At 72.2% G+C, this 16,891-nt stretch carries 17 protein-coding genes; 8 read left to right on the top strand and 9 right to left on the bottom strand.

The window, feature by feature from the left end:
* Window positions 1-25: 25 nt before the first annotated feature.
* Together C0216_RS11335 and C0216_RS11330 are read left to right on the top strand one after the other, a co-directional pair.
* Window positions 26-607 carry a YdeI/OmpD-associated family protein gene (locus C0216_RS11335; protein WP_114055150.1) on the top strand — a complete coding sequence of 194 codons (582 nt, stop codon included), beginning with the start codon at window positions 26-28 and terminating at the stop codon, window positions 605-607.
* Window positions 608-707: 100 nt separating this feature from the next.
* Entirely contained in the window at window positions 708-1,175 is a 468-nt protein-coding gene (locus C0216_RS11330; protein WP_114055149.1) for an SRPBCC family protein, read from the top strand.
* An 80-nt stretch (window positions 1,176-1,255) separates the two neighbouring features.
* Here C0216_RS11330 and C0216_RS11325 read toward each other — a convergent pair whose 3' ends face one another.
* Window positions 1,256-2,056 (bottom strand): aquaporin, encoded by an 801-nt coding sequence (locus tag C0216_RS11325; RefSeq protein ID WP_114055148.1) that lies wholly within the window; start codon window positions 2,054-2,056, stop codon window positions 1,256-1,258.
* Window positions 2,057-2,090: 34 nt separating this feature from the next.
* Entirely contained in the window at window positions 2,091-2,405 is a 315-nt protein-coding gene (locus C0216_RS11320) for an ArsR/SmtB family transcription factor (RefSeq protein WP_114055147.1), read from the bottom strand.
* Window positions 2,406-2,495: 90 nt separating this feature from the next.
* Here C0216_RS11320 and C0216_RS11315 point away from each other — a divergent pair, with 90 nt between their 5' ends.
* A complete protein-coding gene (locus tag C0216_RS11315) occupies window positions 2,496-2,906 on the top strand; it encodes an arsenate reductase ArsC (RefSeq protein ID WP_281277920.1) in 411 nt (136 codons plus the stop codon).
* Between the two features lie 176 nt (window positions 2,907-3,082).
* Here the strand turns inward: C0216_RS11315 and C0216_RS11310 are convergent, their stop codons facing one another.
* From C0216_RS11310 to C0216_RS11290, 5 genes are read right to left on the bottom strand one after another with little or no spacing between them, the layout of a single operon-like run.
* Window positions 3,083-3,751: an HAD family hydrolase gene (locus tag C0216_RS11310; protein ID WP_114055146.1), complete on the bottom strand. Its 669-nt coding sequence runs from the start codon at window positions 3,749-3,751 to the stop codon at window positions 3,083-3,085.
* Window positions 3,748-4,836 carry an ABC transporter ATP-binding protein gene (locus C0216_RS11305; protein WP_114055145.1) on the bottom strand — a complete coding sequence of 363 codons (1,089 nt, stop codon included), beginning with the start codon at window positions 4,834-4,836 and terminating at the stop codon, window positions 3,748-3,750. The genes C0216_RS11310 and C0216_RS11305 overlap by 4 nt, the downstream gene beginning before the upstream one ends.
* A 4-nt stretch (window positions 4,837-4,840) precedes the next feature.
* Window positions 4,841-5,746 (bottom strand): ABC transporter permease, encoded by a 906-nt coding sequence (locus C0216_RS11300; protein WP_114055144.1) that lies wholly within the window; start codon window positions 5,744-5,746, stop codon window positions 4,841-4,843.
* Complete coding sequence (locus tag C0216_RS11295) at window positions 5,734-6,642, bottom strand: ABC transporter permease (RefSeq protein WP_114055143.1); 909 nt, start codon at window positions 6,640-6,642, stop codon at window positions 5,734-5,736. Before C0216_RS11295 ends, C0216_RS11300 begins: the two co-directional genes overlap by 13 nt.
* A complete protein-coding gene (locus C0216_RS11290; RefSeq protein WP_114055142.1) occupies window positions 6,642-7,775 on the bottom strand; it encodes an ABC transporter substrate-binding protein in 1,134 nt (377 codons plus the stop codon). Before C0216_RS11290 ends, C0216_RS11295 begins: the two co-directional genes overlap by 1 nt.
* 288 nt (window positions 7,776-8,063) lie before the next feature.
* Here C0216_RS11290 and C0216_RS11285 point away from each other — a divergent pair, with 288 nt between their 5' ends.
* A complete protein-coding gene (locus C0216_RS11285; RefSeq protein WP_114055141.1) occupies window positions 8,064-8,816 on the top strand; it encodes a GntR family transcriptional regulator in 753 nt (250 codons plus the stop codon).
* A 90-nt stretch (window positions 8,817-8,906) separates the two neighbouring features.
* On the opposite strand, the gene C0216_RS11280 is transcribed toward C0216_RS11285, so the two are convergent.
* Window positions 8,907-9,320 (bottom strand): MerR family transcriptional regulator, encoded by a 414-nt coding sequence (locus tag C0216_RS11280; protein WP_246042481.1) that lies wholly within the window; start codon window positions 9,318-9,320, stop codon window positions 8,907-8,909.
* A gap of 418 nt (window positions 9,321-9,738) precedes the next feature.
* Between C0216_RS11280 and C0216_RS11275 the strand changes: the two genes are divergently transcribed.
* Window positions 9,739-11,226 carry a SulP family inorganic anion transporter gene (locus C0216_RS11275; protein WP_428985419.1) on the top strand — a complete coding sequence of 496 codons (1,488 nt, stop codon included), beginning with the start codon at window positions 9,739-9,741 and terminating at the stop codon, window positions 11,224-11,226.
* A 52-nt stretch (window positions 11,227-11,278) separates the two neighbouring features.
* Here C0216_RS11275 and C0216_RS11270 read toward each other — a convergent pair whose 3' ends face one another.
* Window positions 11,279-13,558, bottom strand: coding sequence for an MMPL family transporter (locus C0216_RS11270; protein WP_114055139.1), 2,280 nt, complete (start codon window positions 13,556-13,558; stop codon window positions 11,279-11,281).
* 175 nt (window positions 13,559-13,733) lie between these two features.
* Here C0216_RS11270 and C0216_RS11265 point away from each other — a divergent pair, with 175 nt between their 5' ends.
* From C0216_RS11265 to C0216_RS11255, 3 genes are all read left to right on the top strand, one after another.
* Window positions 13,734-14,906, top strand: coding sequence for a sensor histidine kinase (locus C0216_RS11265; protein WP_114055138.1), 1,173 nt, complete (start codon window positions 13,734-13,736; stop codon window positions 14,904-14,906).
* Window positions 14,881-15,543, top strand: a complete 663-nt coding sequence (locus C0216_RS11260) for a response regulator (RefSeq protein ID WP_114055137.1) — start codon at window positions 14,881-14,883, stop codon at window positions 15,541-15,543. Before C0216_RS11265 ends, C0216_RS11260 begins: the two co-directional genes overlap by 26 nt.
* Before the next feature lie 144 nt (window positions 15,544-15,687).
* Window positions 15,688-16,575 (top strand): universal stress protein, encoded by an 888-nt coding sequence (locus tag C0216_RS11255; RefSeq protein WP_114055136.1) that lies wholly within the window; start codon window positions 15,688-15,690, stop codon window positions 16,573-16,575.
* The last annotated feature ends 316 nt before the right edge of the window (window positions 16,576-16,891 follow it).

Genomic DNA, 16,891 nt, shown 5'->3' with positions numbered 1-16,891 from the left:
CTATGCGGCCCCTAGTCTGCGGTTTATGCAGAGACACGAGGACGGCGTCGAGATCCTTGTCCCCGCGAGCCCGGCCGAGCTTGAGGCCTGGCTCGACACGCATCACGGGGAACGGACCGCACTCTGGGTGAAGATCGCCAAGAAGCACACCGGCATCCCGTCCCTCACCTGGGAAGAGATGGTCGACACGGTGCTCTGCTTCGGCTGGATCGACGGTCTGCGGCGCGGCTTTGACGACACGTACTTCCTGCAGCGCACGACACCCCGCAGCCCCCGCTCCGCCTGGTCACAGGTGAACGTCGGCAAGGCCGAGGCACTGATCGCGGCAGGCCGGATGCGCCCCCGCGGCCTCGCCGAGATCGAGGCGGCGCGGGCAGACGGCCGCTGGGAGCGGGCATACGCCTCGCAGAAGAATGCCACCGCACCGCCGGATCTCATCGAGGCGCTCGACGCGAACCCGGCCGCGCAGGCGTTCTACGAGACGCTCAGCAAGTCCGACCAGTTCGCCCTGTATCTCCGCCTGGTCACCGCTCGCACCGAGAAGACCCGTCTGGCCCGCCTGGAGCGGATGGTGGCGGCGATGGCGAGGCCCGAGCGGCCATCGTGATCAACCGCTCGGCCAACGCGCCGATCAAGGACATCAAGGCACGCGAATGCTCGTGGAGAGCTTCACTGACCCTTCTTCTCTTCCCCCTCTGAGGATCCCGATGAAGGTCGACGTACGGACCGAGACCGTGATCGCCGTCCCGTGCGAGCGGGTCGCCGCCTATGCAGCCGACCCCGCGCACGCGCCGGAGTGGTACGTGAACATCTCGTCAGTCGAGTGGCAGACGCCTCCGCCCATGGGGGTGGGGTCCCGGATGGCGTTCGTCGCCCGCTTCCTCGGCCGACGCCTGGCCTACACGTACGAGATCAGCGCGTACGAGCCGGGGCGACGGCTGGTGATGCGGACGAGCCAGGGCCCCTTCCCCATGGAGACGACGTACGAGTGGGAGCCGTACGGCCAAACCGGTGACCACACCCGCATGACCCTGCGGAACCGCGGCGAGCCGATCGGCTTCGCCGCGCTCGGCGCCCGGTTGACGGCGGCAGCCATGCGGCGCGCCCAGAGCAGGGACCTGGCACGGCTCAAGGCCCTGCTGGAACGGCAGGACCGGACCGACGACTCCTGGTGACGGCCGGGCCCCGGCCCCGGCGGGCGGCGTTCCGGGTACACCGGATGGCCGCGTCTGCCGCACCGCGTCCGTGCGGTGCGTCATGCTGCGGGCTGCCCCTGTGCGGTCCTGCCCTGCATGAAGATGACCGCCACGAGCGCCAGGCCCACCGCGGCGCCGATCAGCTGCATGCCGATGAAGCCCGGCACCGAGGAGGGCGCGATGCCGGCGAAGGTGTCGGTGAAGGCCCGGCCGACGGTCACGGCCGGGTTCGCGAAGGACGTCGAGGAGGTGAACCAGTACGCCGCGCCGATGTACGAGGCCACCGCGACGGGCGCGAACCGCAGCCGGTCCGTCCTGGCCAGGCCGAAGACCAGCAGGATCAGGCCGGCGGTCGCGACGACCTCGCCCAGCAGCAGGTTGGCGTCGGAGCGCTCGCGGGTGGACCACTTCACCAGCGGCTGCCCGAACATCGCATCCGCCAGGACCGCACCCCCGATGGCACCGGCGATCTGGGACGGCACGTACACGGCCACCTCGCGGGCGTTCACACCGGCGCCGCCGCGGCGGGCACTCCACCACTCGGCCAGCGTGACGGCCGGGTTGAAATGCGCACCGGAGACCGGCCCGAGCAGCGCGATCAGCACCCCGAGCCCGAAGACGGTGGCGGTGGAGTTGGCCAGCAGCTGCAGGGCGACATCGTCGGTGAGTCCGGTGGCCTGGATGCCGGAGCCGACCACGACGGCGACCAGGGCGGCGGTGCCGACCAGCTCGGCGGCGGCGCGGGCGACCAGCGGGGTACGCGCCGGGGTCGCGCCCGGCGCGGGCCGGGGCACGCCGGCGGCGGCTGCGGCGGACTCCGCCGCGGGGACGGCAGCCCCGACGGGCTCAGTGGTGGTCAAGACGGGATCTCCTCGGGCAGGTGAGGCAGACGGGTCAGGGACAGGACCGCTTGAGGTTCGCCTCGGCGGTCGCACGCGCGGCCTCGGCCAGTTCGGCGAACCGACCGGCGAGGGCTTCGATGGCCTCCGGGCGCAGACGGTAGTACGTGTACCTCCCGCACGGCTCCGTCTCCACGACACCCGCCTCACGCAGCACCTTCAGGTGGTTGGAGAGGTTGGTCTGCTTCGCTCCCGTCTCCTCCACGAGGTGGGTGGTGCAGAGCGTCTCCCCGGCGAGGAGGGTCACGATCCGGAGCCTGAGGGGGTCGGCCAGAACCCGGATCAAATCAGTATCGACTGACGTCATCATGGGCTGATACTCTCACATCAGTGGTGGATGACACCACCGGGTGCTGATGCATGCTCTGGCGCGCCCGTCCTGCTTGAGAAGAGACCTGCCGTGTCCAAGCCCTCCGTGCTGTTCGTCTGCGTCCACAATGCCGGCCGTTCCCAGATGGCCGCCGCGTGGCTGACCCACCTGGCCGGGGACCGTGTCGAGGTCCGCTCCGCCGGATCCGCCCCGGCCGACTCGGTCAACCCCGCCGCGGTCGAGGCCATGCGCGAGGTGGGCATCGACATGTCCGCCGAGACCCCGAAGATCCTCACCGTCGACGCGGTCAAGGCGTCCGACGTGTGCATCACCATGGGCTGCGGCGACACGTGCCCCGTCTTCCCAGGCAAGCGCTACCTGGACTGGAAGCTGGAGGACCCGGCCGGCCAGGGCGTCGAGGCCGTCCGTCCCATCCGCGACGAGATCAAGAAGCTCGTCGAGAGCCTGATCGCCGAGATCGCCCCGGAGCCGGCCGCGTGAACGCCGACTCAGCCGGCACTCGGGCCGCCAGTGCGCTCCTGTGGGACGCTGTTCCCTGACCGGCGGCGACCCCTGATCGAAGCCGTCTGCTCCGCCTCCGTGAGGAGGCGGAGCAGGCTGGTGCTGTGGCCGGGAAGGTTCCCCGGGTCACAGCACGAGGCTCGCGTGATCCGTCGTCAGCCGTGGTTCCGGCCGGGTTCCAGGCAGCGCCGCAGGGCGGCCGTGTCGACCCGTTCGAGGCTTTCGGCGAAGACGCGCCTGGGCGACGGTGGTACGGGAAGTACCGACGGCACCACGAGGACCGCGCAGCCGGCGGCGTCGGCCGAGGCGGCACCGTCCGGGGAGTCCTCGACCGCGACGCATGCCTCGACCGGAACACCGAGGCGTTCGGCCGCAGCCTGGTAGGGGTCGGGGTGGGGCTTGGTCCGTACGGTGTCGTCGGCGGAGAGGGTGAAGGCGAACGGAACGCGCCCCAGTGCCCCGCACGCCACCGAGTCGACCACGGCCCTCGGGGAAGCGCTCACCAGGGCGAACGGGACGCCCTCCTGCTCCAGCTCCCCCAGCAGCCGCCGGGCCCCCGGGCGGAGCGGCGCCCCCGCCTCGACGCGGCGGAGGAACTCGCCGCCGAGGATCGCCGCGACGTGTTGCGGATCGCCCCCGCCTGTGATCCGCACGAGGTGGGCGGCGGTGTCGGCGACGGCCCGGCCGACGACCTCGTGGGCATCGGCCCCGGTGAGGCGGTGGCCGAGTCCGGCCGCGACGTCCTCGGTCACCTGCCACCAGAGCCGTTCGGTGTCCACGAGGGTGCCGTCCATGTCGAACAGGACGGCGGCCAGGCCGTTCATGCGGCGGCCCCGGGCACGACGAGGACCGGCTGCGGGGCGAGGCGGAGGGAGGCGCGGGCGCCGGGAACGAGGTCTGCCGCATCCCGCGAGGACAGGTCGGCCTTGACGGTGCCGCCTCCCGGGAGGTCGAGGTGCACCCGCGTGACGGCGCCGAAGAAGGAAGAGGAGACGACCGTGGCCGCCCCCTCCGCATCCGCCTCCGCCGTCACGTTCTCCGGGCGTACCAGTACGTCGACGTCGGGCCCGTCCGGAACGACGCCGTCCACGGGCAGCCGCTGTCCGGCCACCACGACGAGGCCGCCGTCTGCCAGGCGCCCCGGGAGGCGGTTCATCGTGCCGACGAACTCGGCCACGAAGGCGGTGGCGGGCCGCGCGTACAGCTCCGCGGGGGCTGCGCACTGCTCCAGCCGCCCGGCGTTGAGGACGGCGACCCGGTCGGCCATGGACAGGGCCTCCTCCTGGTCGTGGGTGACGAAGACGGTGGTGATGCCGAGCGAGAGCTGGAGACGGCGGATCTCCTCGCGCAGGCTCAGCCGTACCTTCGCGTCCAGCGCGGAGAGCGGTTCGTCCAGCAGCAGGACGCGCGGCTCCAGGGCCAGCGCGCGGGCGAGGGCGACGCGCTGCTGCTGTCCGCCGGAGAGCTGGTGGGGGTAGCGGTCGCCGTGCCGGGGCAGTCCGACGAGTTCGAGGAGCTCGGCGGCGCGCGCCTGCCTGCGGGCGGCCGGCACCTTGCGTACGCGCATGCCGAAGGAGACGTTGTCGCGGACGGTGAGGTTGGGGAAGAGGCTGTACGACTGGAAGACCATCCCGGCGTCACGCCGGTTGGCCGGGACCCGGGTGATGTCCTCGCCGTCGACGAGGACTTCGCCGGAATCGGGCTGTTCGAAGCCGGCGACCATGCGCAGTGCGGTGGTCTTGCCGCAGCCCGAGGGGCCCAGCAGGGCGAGGAGTTCGCCGGGCTCGGCGGTCAGGTCGAGGCCGTCCAGGGCGGTGGTCGGGCCGAAGGCCCGCCGCAGGGACCTGAACTCGACCCGCGCTCCGGTGGCGGCGGCCGGCCGGGTCCGCTCCGCGGTTGCTGAGGACATGGGATCAGGACTCCTTACGGGAGGGCGCCGACGCGGCTGAGGCCGTTCCGGTGCGGGAGAGGAGCAGCAGCAGCGCCCAGGTGATGACGAGGCTGAGGACGGAGACGGCCACGGACATGCGGGCGTGGGCCCCGGAGATCGAGACGATCCACACCGCGAAGGGCCGGAAGCCGAGAAGAGAGGCGATGGTGAACTCTCCCAGGACCAGTGCCAGCGTGAGGAAGGCGGCGCCGGCGAGCGATGACCGCAGGTTCGGCACCAGCACGCGGAGGACGGTGTGGGGCCAGGACGCGCCGCAACTGCGGGCGGCCTCCACGAGGGTCGGCACGTCGATGGCGCGCAGGCCCGCGTCCAGGGAGCGGAAGACGAAGGGCAGCGCGAGTACGGCGTAGGCCAGGACCAGGACGACGGGGAACTTCTCGTTCTGGACCGCTATGAACGTCTGGTAGAGCGGGGTGCGCGACAGGTGCTCCGGCCCCCAGCGCAGCACCGTGGCGATGCCGGTGACCAGGGCGATCGGCGGTACGACCAGGGGCAGCATGCACATCACCTCGATCACCGGACGGAGCCTGGGCGAGCCGAGCCGTACGGCGATCAGGGCGGGCACGGCGAGGGTCAGCGACAGCGCGATGGTGGCGGCGGCGAGCCCCAGCGAGAGCAGCAGGCTCTCGGTGAAGCCTTCGGCCGACAGCAGCCGGGTGTACGCGTCGAAGGAGATGCCCCGGCCCGGGACGTGCACGGTGAAGGCGAACGAGGCGACGAGCGGGACGAGGAAGTACGCGCCGGCCAGGCCGAGGACGAGGCCGCGCCAGACACGTGGCCGCCGGTGGCGCGCCCGGGTCACGTCCGGTGCCGGGCTCGTCGCCTCGACGGCGGCGGTCTCCTGGGCGGTGGGGGTCATCGCAGCCATCGGGCGCTCCGTCGCTGGAGGGGCAGGTAGACCGCCATGACCAGGCCGGCGATCAGGATCATGTCGAGGCCGAGGGCGAGCGCCACGTTCTCCTGGCCGGTGAGCACGTTCCCGGACAGCGCGTCCGCGATCTTCAGGGTGACCAGGGGCACCGAGCCGCCGACCAGCGCGGCGGCGGTGGCGTGCGCGGCGAAGGCCGTACCGAAGAGGAGTACGAAACCTCCGAGCAGGGAGGGGGCGAGCACGGGCAGGCCGACGTGTCGCCAGAACTGCCAGGCAGTGGCGCCCGCGTTCTGGGCCGCCTCCCGCCACTGGGGGCGCAGCCCGTCCAGTGCGGGCACGGTGGCCAGGACCATGAGCGGGATCAGGAAGTACAGGTAGACCACGGCCAGACCGGTGAAGGAGTACAGGTCCCAGCCCAGGCTGCCGAGATCGGCGAGCCGGGTGACGACCCCGGAGATGCCGAGCGTGGCGATGAACGCGAAGGCCAGGGGAACGCCGCCGAAGTTGGCGAGCACGCCCGAGGCGGTCAGGGCCGCGTTGCGCAGGCCCTGGGACCGGGAGGTGACGACGGCCTGCGCGATCAGAACGCCCAGGACTGCGCCGATGAGCGCGGTGAGCGCGGACAGTTGGACGCTGCCGATGAGGGAGCCCAGGTAGGGGCCCTGGAGAGAGCGCGCCAGGTGCTCGCCGGTCAGGGAGGTGGCGCCCGACCGGGAGTCGGTACGGGTGACCGCGCCGAAGACCAGCGCGCCGAGCGGGATGCCGAAGCACAGGGCGGTGAAGACGAGGAGCGGAAGGGCGGCGAGCCAGGTGCGGGGGCCGCGCCGCCGGCGGCGGGTGGTGCTGCCGCCGGCGGTCCCCGTCGTGTGGGGGGTGGGAGCGGGGGCAGACATCAGCTGAGGGCCTTGTCCCACTTCTCGGCGAGGGTGGCCTTGGCCTTGTCGAGCTCCGCGGAGGCCGGGAAGGCCGGGGTGCCCTCGACCTTGGGGAGCTTGGCCACGAGGCCGTTGTCGGCGGTGCCGTCGGCGGTCATGGCGGGCAGCAGGACCGGGCGGGCATAGCCCTTCAGCCACAGGTTCTGGCCCTCGGTGCTGTAGAGGAACTCCATCCACAGGCGGGCGGCGGCCGGGTGCGGGGCGTCCTTGTTGATGGCCTGCGAGTAGTACTGGGCGTAGACGCCGTCGGCGGGGACGGCGACCTTCCAGTCGACGCCCTTGTCCTTGAACTGGTCGGCGTAGCCGGCGTTCAGGTAGTCCCAGTCGATGGAGATGGGCGTCTCGCCCTTCTCGACGGTGGCCGGGGTGGACTCGACGGGGATGAAGTTGCCGCTCTTCTTCAGCTGTCCGAAGAAGTCGATGCCCGGCTGGATGTCCCCGAAGGAGCCCTTGTTGGCGAGGGCGGCCGCGTAGACGCCGCCGAAGGCCGAACCGGACTTCGTGGGGTTGCCGTTGAGGGCGACCTTGCCCTTGTACTCGGGCTTGAGCAGGTCCGCGAAGGTCTGCGGGCAGACCGGGATGCGCCGTGCGTCGCAGCCGATGGAGATGTAGCCGCCGTAGTCGTTGTACCAGCGGCCTTCCGGGTCCTTCTGGCCGGCCGGGATCTTGTCCCACGCCTCGACCTTGTACGGGGCGAACAGGCCCTCGTCCGCTCCGCTGCGGGCGAAGGCGATGCCCAGGTCGAGGACGTCGGGGGCGCGGTCCTGGCCCTTGCGGGACTTGACGGCGGCGATCTCGTCGGAGCTGGAGGCGTCCGGGTTCTCGCTCTTGATCTTGATCTTGGGGTACTTGGCCTCGAACGCCTTGATGATCTCGCCGTAGTTCGCCCAGTCCGGCGGCAGAGCGATCACGTTCAGCTCGCCCTCCTTCTCGGCGGCCGCGACGAGGCCCTCCACACCTCCGAAGGCGGCTGCGGAGGTGGCGGTCTTCGCGTCCGCCCCCGCCTTGGCGGCAGCGGCCGGCTCGTCGGGAGCGGCGCCGCAGGCGGCGGTGAGGGCGGTGAGCACGGCGGTGGCGAGCAGGACGGACATGCGGCGGCCGGAGGGTCTGGGCACAGAGATCTCCTGAAGCGAGAGAGGGGGTCACTTGTTTGAACAAGTCGATCCCACTTCGCCTGTGCCAACCGACGCCGAAGTGAACGGAACATGGCCGTCCCGGTGTCACTGGTGGAAGACCCGGCCAGCGTGAAGTCGAGGTGAACACCGTCGTGTTGACGGTTGCCCTTGAGGGTGGACCGACTGCGGCCGCAGGTTAGAGTGGACGCCGGACCGGCACCCAGGGTGACCGGCTGTGCACAGGAGTGGACTGGAGGCCGGCACGTGGGGACGGCACGCTATCTGGAGATCGCCGACGCCATGCGGCAGGCGATACTCGAAGGCGCCTTCCCCGTCGGGGCCCGGCTTCCCTCGGAGAGCGAGCTGGTGGCCCAGTGGTCGGCCTCGCGCGGTACGGTCCGCCAGGCCGTGGCCCTGCTCACGTCGGAGGGACTGGTCGGCTCGCGACAGGGCGCCCGGCGCGTCGTGCTCCGCCAGGAACGCCGCCAGAGCTTCGCCGAGCTGAACAGCTTCGCCCAGTGGGCCCAGGGCTTGGGCCTGGAGGTCACCAGCCGGATCCTCTTACGGTCGAGGAGGCCGGCCACGGCCGAGGAGGCCCGCCGCCTCGCGCTCCCCGAGGACACCGAGATCCTGCACGTCCTGCGCCTGCGCTCCCTCGACGGGGAACCCGCGATGGTGGAGCGCACCGCCTACGCCGACTGGGCCGCGCCGGCCGTCGAGGCGCTGCCCGAGGACTGCGTGTCGATCATGGACGCCATTGCCCGGGAGGCGGGCATCGTCGCCCGGTACGGGGAACACCTCATCGACGCGGTACCGGCGGGCGCGCAGGACGCCGACCTGCTGGGCGTCCGCCGCAGCAGCCCCCTGCTGCGGCAGCGCCACGTCAGCTGCGACCAGTCAGGCCGCCCGATCGAATGGTCCGACGACCGCTACCGGCCCGGCAGCGTCACCTTCAGCGTGAGCAACTCGACCACCGCGACCCCTCTGGAGCGGCACCGGGGAAGCCGGCCTGCCTGAGCCGCCCGCGCCCGAGCGGCCGGCGCTCACCGCGGGGCGGCGGAACGCGATGAGGCGCGTGCGCCGTCCTGGCCCCGTGGACGTGCGGCGTCAGGGCCGGACGGCCGTGGCGGTCCGCTCCAGGCGGGTGCGGAGGGTATCGGCGAAGTCCTCGGCGCGGGCCAGCCGGACGCGGAGCTTGCCGACCTGCTCGGTGGCGGCCTGCTCGTACTCCCGCAGGCGCTCCAGCAGGGTCTCCCGCTCGGCGGGGTCGAGGTCGCCGTCCGCGTCGAGGCGGTCGGTGACGTCGAGCAGGTCGCGCATCTGGTCGAGGGTGAAGCCGAGCGGTTTCATGCGGCGGATGACCATCAGGCGGCTCACGTCGGTCTCGGTGTAGAGGCGGAAGCCGCCCTGCGAGCGGGCCGAGGGGCCGGCCAGGCCGGCCTCCTCGTAGTGCCGGATGGTGCGCAGGGACAGTTCGGTCCGGGCGGCGACTTCGCCGATCTGCATGTGCCTGTCGTCCACGCCCGCGATCCCCTGGTCCTTCTCGTCTGGGCGGGCCCGTGCGACCGCCACCGGCTTCTACTCTAACGTTGGGGTAGAGTTCCGGGTGCGAGGGCGGCCCCGGCGGCCCTGCTGTTGCCTTGTCGGGGCCGATGGCGCCCCCGGCGGAGATCCGATTGCTGCAGGAGCAAGCGTGCGCGAGCCCACGACGCCCGGCGCCGTCGCCTGCCCGCCGTGATGCTTCGCCCCTGGGCGTGAGCCCCGGCCGCGCTTCGGCGCGGGCCCGGCTCCGACCTCTTCGACTTCCGGCCTGCCTGTGCGGGCCGTCCGCGGAGGGCCGGCCCGGCCCTTCCGCGTCCTCCCGTGCGCCCCGGCCTGCCTCCAGGGGTGTGCCCGAGTACGACAGGTTCCCGTTCTCTTGTCTTCTTCTGCTTCCGCCGTGTCCACCGGTGCGCGGCTGCGCGGTCTGCACCCGGACTGGCTCGGCAACCCGGGGGTGTGGCGTACCGAGGTCCTGGCGGGCCTGGTGGTCGCCCTCGCGCTGATCCCGGAGGCGATCTCGTTCTCGATCATCGCGGGCGTGGACCCTGCCATGGGCCTGTTCGCCTCCTTCACGATGGCCGTGGTCATCTCGGTCGTCGGCGGCCGGCGGGCGATGATCTCCGCCGCGACCGGCGCCGTCGCCCTGGTCATCGCGCCGCTGAACCGTGAGCACGGCCTGGGCTACCTGGTCGCCGCCGTCATCCTGGCGGGCGTCTTCCAGGTCGTCCTCGGCGCCCTGGGCGTCGCGAGGCTGATGCGGTTCATCCCGCGCTCGGTCATGGTCGGCTTCGTCAACTCCCTCGCCATCCTTGTCTTCATGGCCCAGGTCCCCGAGATGCACGACGTGCCGTGGCCGGTGTACCCGCTGATCGCGGCCGGGCTGGCGCTGATGGTGTTCTTCCCGAAGGTCACGACCGTGATTCCGGCGCCGCTGGTCTCGATCGTGATCCTGACCGTCATCACCCTCGCGGCGGGGATCGCCGTGCCGACGGTGGGCGACAGGGGCGCCCTGCCCTCCTCGCTGCCGGTTCCGGGCCTGCCGGACGTGCCGTTCACCCTGGACACCCTGACGACGATCGCCCCGTACGCGTTCGCGATGGCGCTGGTCGGCCTGATGGAGTCGCTGATGACGGCCAAGCTCGTCGACGACATCACCGACACCCGCTCCGACAAGACGCGCGAGTCCGTCGGCCAGGGCGTCGCGAACATCGTCACCGGCTTCTTCGGCGGCATGGGCGGCTGCGCGGTGATCGGCCAGACGATGATCAACGTGAAGGTCTCGGGCGCCCGCACCCGCCTGTCCACCTTCCTGGCCGGTGCGTTCCTGATGGTGCTGTGCATCGTCTTCGGCCCGGTCGTCTCCGACATCCCCATGGCCGCCCTGGTCGCCGTCATGATCATGGTGTCCTTCGCAGCCTTCGACTGGCACTCCGTCGCGCCGAAGACCCTCAAGCGGATGCCCGCCGGGGAGATCACCGTCATGGTGGTCACCGTGGTCGGCGTGGTCGCGACCCACAACCTTGCCGTCGGCGTCGTTGTCGGCTGCCTCACCGCCATGGTCATCTTCGCCAAGCGCGTCGCCCACCTGGCCGATGTCACCGCCGTCACCGACCCCGATGGCGGCACGGTGGTCTATTCCGTCACCGGTGAGCTGTTCTTCGCTTCCTCCAACGACCTCGTCGGCCGGTTCGCGTACGCGAGCGACCCGGACAAGGTCGTCATCGACCTTTCGGCGGCGCACGTCTGGGACGCCTCCTCCGTCGCCGCCCTGGACGCGATCGAGACCAAGTACGCCCAGCGTGGCAAGACCGTCGAGATCATTGGCCTGGACGGCCACAGCGCCGACCTCCACGGCAAGCTGAGCGGCGAACTCGCCGGCCACTGATCCGTCGCACCGCCGACGGCCGCTTCCGGGCTCCGGCGCCCGGGAGCGGCCGTCACCCACGTCCGACACCCGTGGATATCGCGTCGGAGTCGTGGACGGTGCCGATCCCGACCGGGCTCCGGGGAAGCAGCCGGTCCAGCCACGCGGGCAGCCACCAGTTGGCCCGGCCGAGGAGCGTCATGGTCGCCGGCACCAGCACCATGCGCACGACCGTGGCGTCAACGAAGATCGCGGTGGCGAGGCCGAGCCCGAACATCTTGGCGGAGGGGTCATCGGCCACGGCGAAGGACAGGAAGACCGCCACCATGATGAGGGCGGCCGACGTGATGATCCGGGCGGTGCCGGAGACGCCCTCCACGATCGCCGTGCTGTTGTCGCCGGTGCGCACGTACTCCTCACGGACGCGCGCGAGGAGGAACACCTCGTAGTCCATCGACAGGCCGAACAGGATGGCGAAGAGGAACATCGGGATGAACGACACGACCGGGACCGTCGCTTCCAGTCCGATGAGCGCACCTCCCCAGCCCCACTGGAAGACCGCGACCATGACCCCGTAGGCCGCGCCGATGCTCAGCAGGTTCAGCAGTACCGCCTTGAGCGGTACGACGACCGAGCGGAAGACCGGAATCAGGAGGAGGAACGAGAGCGCCAGCACGGCGGCGATGAACAACGGCAGGCGCCGGCTGGTGCGTTGGCCCACGTCTGACAGGCTCGCGGCGGCGCCCCCGACGTGGGCCCTGGCCGGGCCCTCCCCGATCGCCGCGGGCAGCACCTCGGTGCGCAGCCGGGCGATGGTGTCGGCCGTGGCCTTGTCCTGCGGGCTGGTGGTCGGGAACACCACGAGGGTCGCGATGCCGGTGGCCTGGTCGATGTGCGTCGGCGCGACGGATGCGATGCCCGGATCCGCCGCGACCGCGGTGACGAGTCGGTCCACCGCTCCCCGGTCGCCGGAGGGGTCCGCGGCGATGACGAGGGGACCGTTGGTGCCCGGGCCGAACCCCTCGGCGACGAGGTCGTAGGCGCGGCGTTCCGTACGGCTCTGCGGCAGTGAGCCGTCGTCGGGCAGGCCGACGCGCAGGCCGAGCACGGGCAGCGTCGCCGTCAGCAGCAGCCCCGCCGCGCCGACCGCGTACACCACCGGGTGCCGGCTGACGTGGCCGATCCAGCGCCTCCACCCGGCGGCGGAGGCGGCGCCCGCCGCCGTGTCCCGCCGTCGGCCGGTTCGGCCCGACCGGCTGGCCCGTAGCGCCCGGACGATCCGGCCGGCCCGGCCCAGCCGCGGGCCGGCCGCACCGAGGAAGGCCGGCAGCAGCGTCACCGACGCGAGCACCATGGTCAGGACGACGATCGAGACGGCCAGGCCGCCCACCGTCATGAACGGCACGTTCGCGACCGCCATTCCGAGGATCGACACGACGACGGTACCGCCGGCGAAGACCACGGGCCGCCCCGCCGTGGCCACAGCCTGTCCGGCCGCCTCGTGCGGATCGAGGCCGCGCGCGAGGTACTCCCGGTGCCTGGCGAGCACGAACAGCGCGTAGTCGATGCCCACTCCGAGCCCGACCATGCTGCCGAGGACCGGTGCGAAAGCGGGGACGTCCGTCACCCCGGCCAGTACCGTCATCGTGGCGACGCCGACGGTCAGCCCGAAGACCGCCATGCCGATCGGGAGCGCGGCGGCGACGAGCGAACCGAACGCCAGGAACAGGATCGCGGCGGCGGCGAGGATCCCGATCAGCTCGCTTGCGCCGCCGTCGGGGTCGGAGAAGGCGTAGAAGAGGCTCCCGCCCATCTCGATGCGCAGGGGCAGCTCGGCGCCCAGCCGGTCGCCGAGATCGACGAGGGCTTCGAGGTCCCCGGCCGACAGCCGGCTCTGGTCGGGGTACTGGACCCGGACGACCGCGATCCGTCCGTCGGCCGAGACAAGTCCGCCGCGCACGGCGGTGTCCCGGCCTGCGTCGAGTGCCCGCGCCGGGTCGCTCGTGCCGAGCACGTGCGGCAGCCGCTGCACCTCGGTCTGCAGCCGCGTGAGAGCGGTGCGCGCGCTGTCGCTGCCGCTGCCGCTGCCGCTGTCGAAAAAGGTCGCCCCGCCGTCGCGGGGGGTGACGACGACCTGGGCGGTCATGCCCTCCTGACCCGTGCCGGCCCGCTCGATCAGTTCCGCGGCCCGTTGGGAGTCCAGTCCCGGAGCGGTCATCGAGTCCGCGGTCCGCCCGCCGACGGCGAGGGCGGCGAGGACGGCAAGCACGGCGGCGAGCAGCCATACCGCGATCACCCGCCAGGGACGGCGGGCGGCGCTTGTGCCCAGGCGCAACAGGGCTTTCGAGAGCATCGGGTCCTCCAACCACCTCGGCGGCCGTCCTTGTACGGCCGCCCATGCCGAGGCTCGCCGCCACGGCGCTCTGCGGCATCGGCTCGCCGGCCGCGGATCCGTCGGCCTCAAGTCGGAGTGACACCCCGTCCTTTCGGCCGATGCGCGCCGCCGCGCGGTCCCTAGGCTGGGAACCGTGCTGCGAGACGACCTGCGAACCCTGTGGACCGCACCCCGGCCGCCCGACGCACCCGCCCGCGTGCGGAGGGACTGGGTGCTGCTCGCCGCGGGCCTTGCCGGTGTGGCGCTGGAGGCCGCCCTGCGCGAGAACGTCGTGTGGCGGCCGGTGGCGGTGGTGCTCGCCGTATGGCTGTGCCTGCTGCCCCTGTGGCGCCGGACCCGCCCGCTGGCGATGGTGACGCTGGCGTTCGGCTCGGTGATCCTGCTGCCGTTGGCCTCGCTCGTCGCCGCGCCGCGCGAGCCCGTCGGCCTGTACACCGGCGCCGTCGTGCTCGTGCTCGTGTACGCGCTGCCCCGGTGGGGATCGGGACGGGAGATCGTGCTGGGCGGCGCGGTGATCCTCGCGGCCTTCTCGCTGTGCGCCGTCACGGACGAAACCCCGCCCGGCGAACAGGTCGTGGGCCTCGTCTTCCTGTTGCTGCCCGGCTTGATCGGGGCTGCCGTGCGGTTCTGGACGACCGCTCGCGAGCGGCAGTGGGAGCAGGTACGCTCCCGCGAGCGTGAGCAGCTCGCCCGGGAACTGCACGACACGGTGGCCCACCACGTCTCGGCCATCGTGATCCGCGCCCAGGCGGGCCGGGTGCTCGCGGGCGCCGACCCGTCCGCCGCCGTCGAGGCGCTGGAAGGGGTCGAGGAGGAAGGGGCGCGGACGCTGGAGGAGATGCGGGCCATGGTCGCCGCGCTGCGCGACCGCGGGGTCGGCGCCGAGCTGGCGCCACCTGCGGGCGTGGCGGACCTGGAGCGCCTGGTGCGCGCGCCGGGTGGTCGCCTCACGGTCGGCCTGGCGCTCGACGGCGAGGTGGACACGCTGTCCCCGGCGGTGGACGCGGCCGTCTACCGCATCGTGCAGGAGTCGGTGACCAACGCGATGCGGCACGCGGTCAGCGCGACCGAGGTCGCGGTCCGGGTGACCGCGGAACGGGACACGGTACGGGTGAGTGTGCGCGACAACGGTCAACGCACCGGCCGAGGCCGCGACGGATACGGACTGGCCGGACTGCGCGAGCGCGCGGCTCTGCTCGGCGGCACCCTCCGCGCCGGCCCGGGCGCCGAGGAGGGCTGGCACGTCGAAGCCGAGCTGCCGAGAGCGAGGAGGGAGAGCGGTGCCCATTCGCGTCCTCGTCGCTGACGACCAGGCCATCATCCGCACCGGGCTGCGCATCATGCTGAACGCCCAGCCCGGCATGGAGGTGGTCGGCGAGGCCGCCGACGGACACGAGGCGGTCCGACTGGCCCGCGAACTCCGCCCCGACGTCTGCCTGTTCGACATCCGCATGCCCGTGCTCGACGGGCTCGAGGCCACCCGGCTGCTCGCCGGCCCGGGCGTCGCCGACCCGCTGGCCGTGGTCGTCATCACCACGTTCGACCTCGACGAGTACGTCTACGGCTCCCTGCGTGCCGGCGCCCGGGGGTTCCTCCTCAAGGACACGGGACCGGACCTTCTGGCGCAGGCCGTACGGTCGGCGTCCGACGGTGAGGCGCTCATCGCGCCCAGCGTCACCGTCCGTCTGCTCCAGACCTTCTCGGACCTGCCCGCCGGCCGGCCCGCTGCCCAGCCTGTCTCCCCCGTCACCGCCCGCGAGGAGCAGGTGCTCCTCGCCGTCGCCCGCGGGCTGACCAACACCGAGATCGCCGATGCGCTGCACATCAGCCTCAGCACGGTGAAGACGCACCTGGCGAGCCTGATGGCGAAACTCGGCGCCCGCAACCGGGTCGAGATCGCGATGTGGGCCTACGAGACGCGCCGTATCCTCCCCGGAACCTGAGCCCGGGACCCCGGCGCCGGGCCACGAGTCCCGGCCACGGTTCGGGCGCGATGGGACGGAGCGGTACGGCGGTCCCCTGGCAGCAGCGAGGCATCGGGGAGACGCTGGGAGGCGAAGGTGCCGGGTCGGTGTCGAGGAGCCGGGATGAGCGGTCTGGTGGTCGTGGGCGTGGACGGGTCGGCGTCGAGCCTCGCGGCGGTGGAGGCTGCGGCGCGTGAGGCGCGGTGGCGCGGTGCCGGGCTGCGTGTGGTGCACGCGTTCTTGTGGCCTGCGATGCATGTGCCGCTGGGGCCCGCTCCGCTGGGCCCGCCGGAAGGCGGGCTGCGCGACATGGTCGAGGGCCTGGTGGCCGAGGCGGTGGCGCGTGCCAGGAGTACGGCGCCGGGGGTGGACGTCTCGCACGCGGTGGTGACCGGGGAGGCGTTGACGGTGCTGGAGGCGCAGTCGCGGGCTGCGGATCTCGTGGTCGTCGGGTCGCGGGGCATGGGCGGCTTCGTCGGGCTGCTGATCGGTTCGACGGCGGTGCATCTCGCCGCGCACGGCGGGTGTCCGGTGCTGGTCGTGCGCGAGGGGGGCGACGAGAAGGGGCCGGTCGTGGTGGGCGTGGACGGCTCGGCCGCGGGCGAGCAGGCGATCGAGTTCGCCTTCGCGGAGGCCGCGCTGCGCGGGGCGCCACTGAAGGCGATTCATGCCTGGACCCTGTGGAATACGCCCCCTGCCGAAATACACGAGGGTGCCGACACCTATGTGGATCCGCCGAGCGGACTTGCCGAGGCGGAGGAGCTGCTGGTGTCCGAGGCGCTGGCCGGGCGCCGGGAGCAGTACCCGGGAGTGAGCGTGGAGCCTCGGGCGCTGCGCAGCCAGACCCGTGAGGCGCTGATTGCGGCCAGTCGCTCGGCGCAGCTGCTGGTGGTCGGCGCTCGGGGCCGCGGCGGGTTCGCCGGCCTGGTGCTGGGGTCGGTCAGCCAGGCGGTCCTGCATCATGCGCACTGCCCGGTCGCTGTCGTACGAGGGGCCGCTGAGCGTTCATGAGCATTGGCGGTACGCGGCTCCGGCATCGCCGGCGGGCGGGATGGCCGGACGGGCTGCGTGCACCTCGTGCACTGCCGCTCACGACGGTGGCCGCCGCCTGACGCGCTGAGACCGGCTCGGCCCCAACCAACCGCCGAAACGACCTTGAGGCCGTACCGGATGCTTCCGATACGGCCTCTGGCCTGCGTATTCGCAAGCCGGAACGACAGGATTCGAACCTGCACCCCCTTGACCCCCAGATCGTTGGCAGGGGGCCCCATCGGGACACAAACTGACCCGTGATTCCCCGGCCGGCTCAGCGCCCCACCGAAGGAGC

Source organism: Streptomyces globosus, assembly GCF_003325375.1.
Lineage (GTDB): Bacteria > Actinomycetota > Actinomycetes > Streptomycetales > Streptomycetaceae > Streptomyces > Streptomyces globosus_A.
The sequence above is the reverse complement of the archived record's forward strand: the minus strand, read 5'-3'. Positions and strand labels throughout refer to the sequence as shown.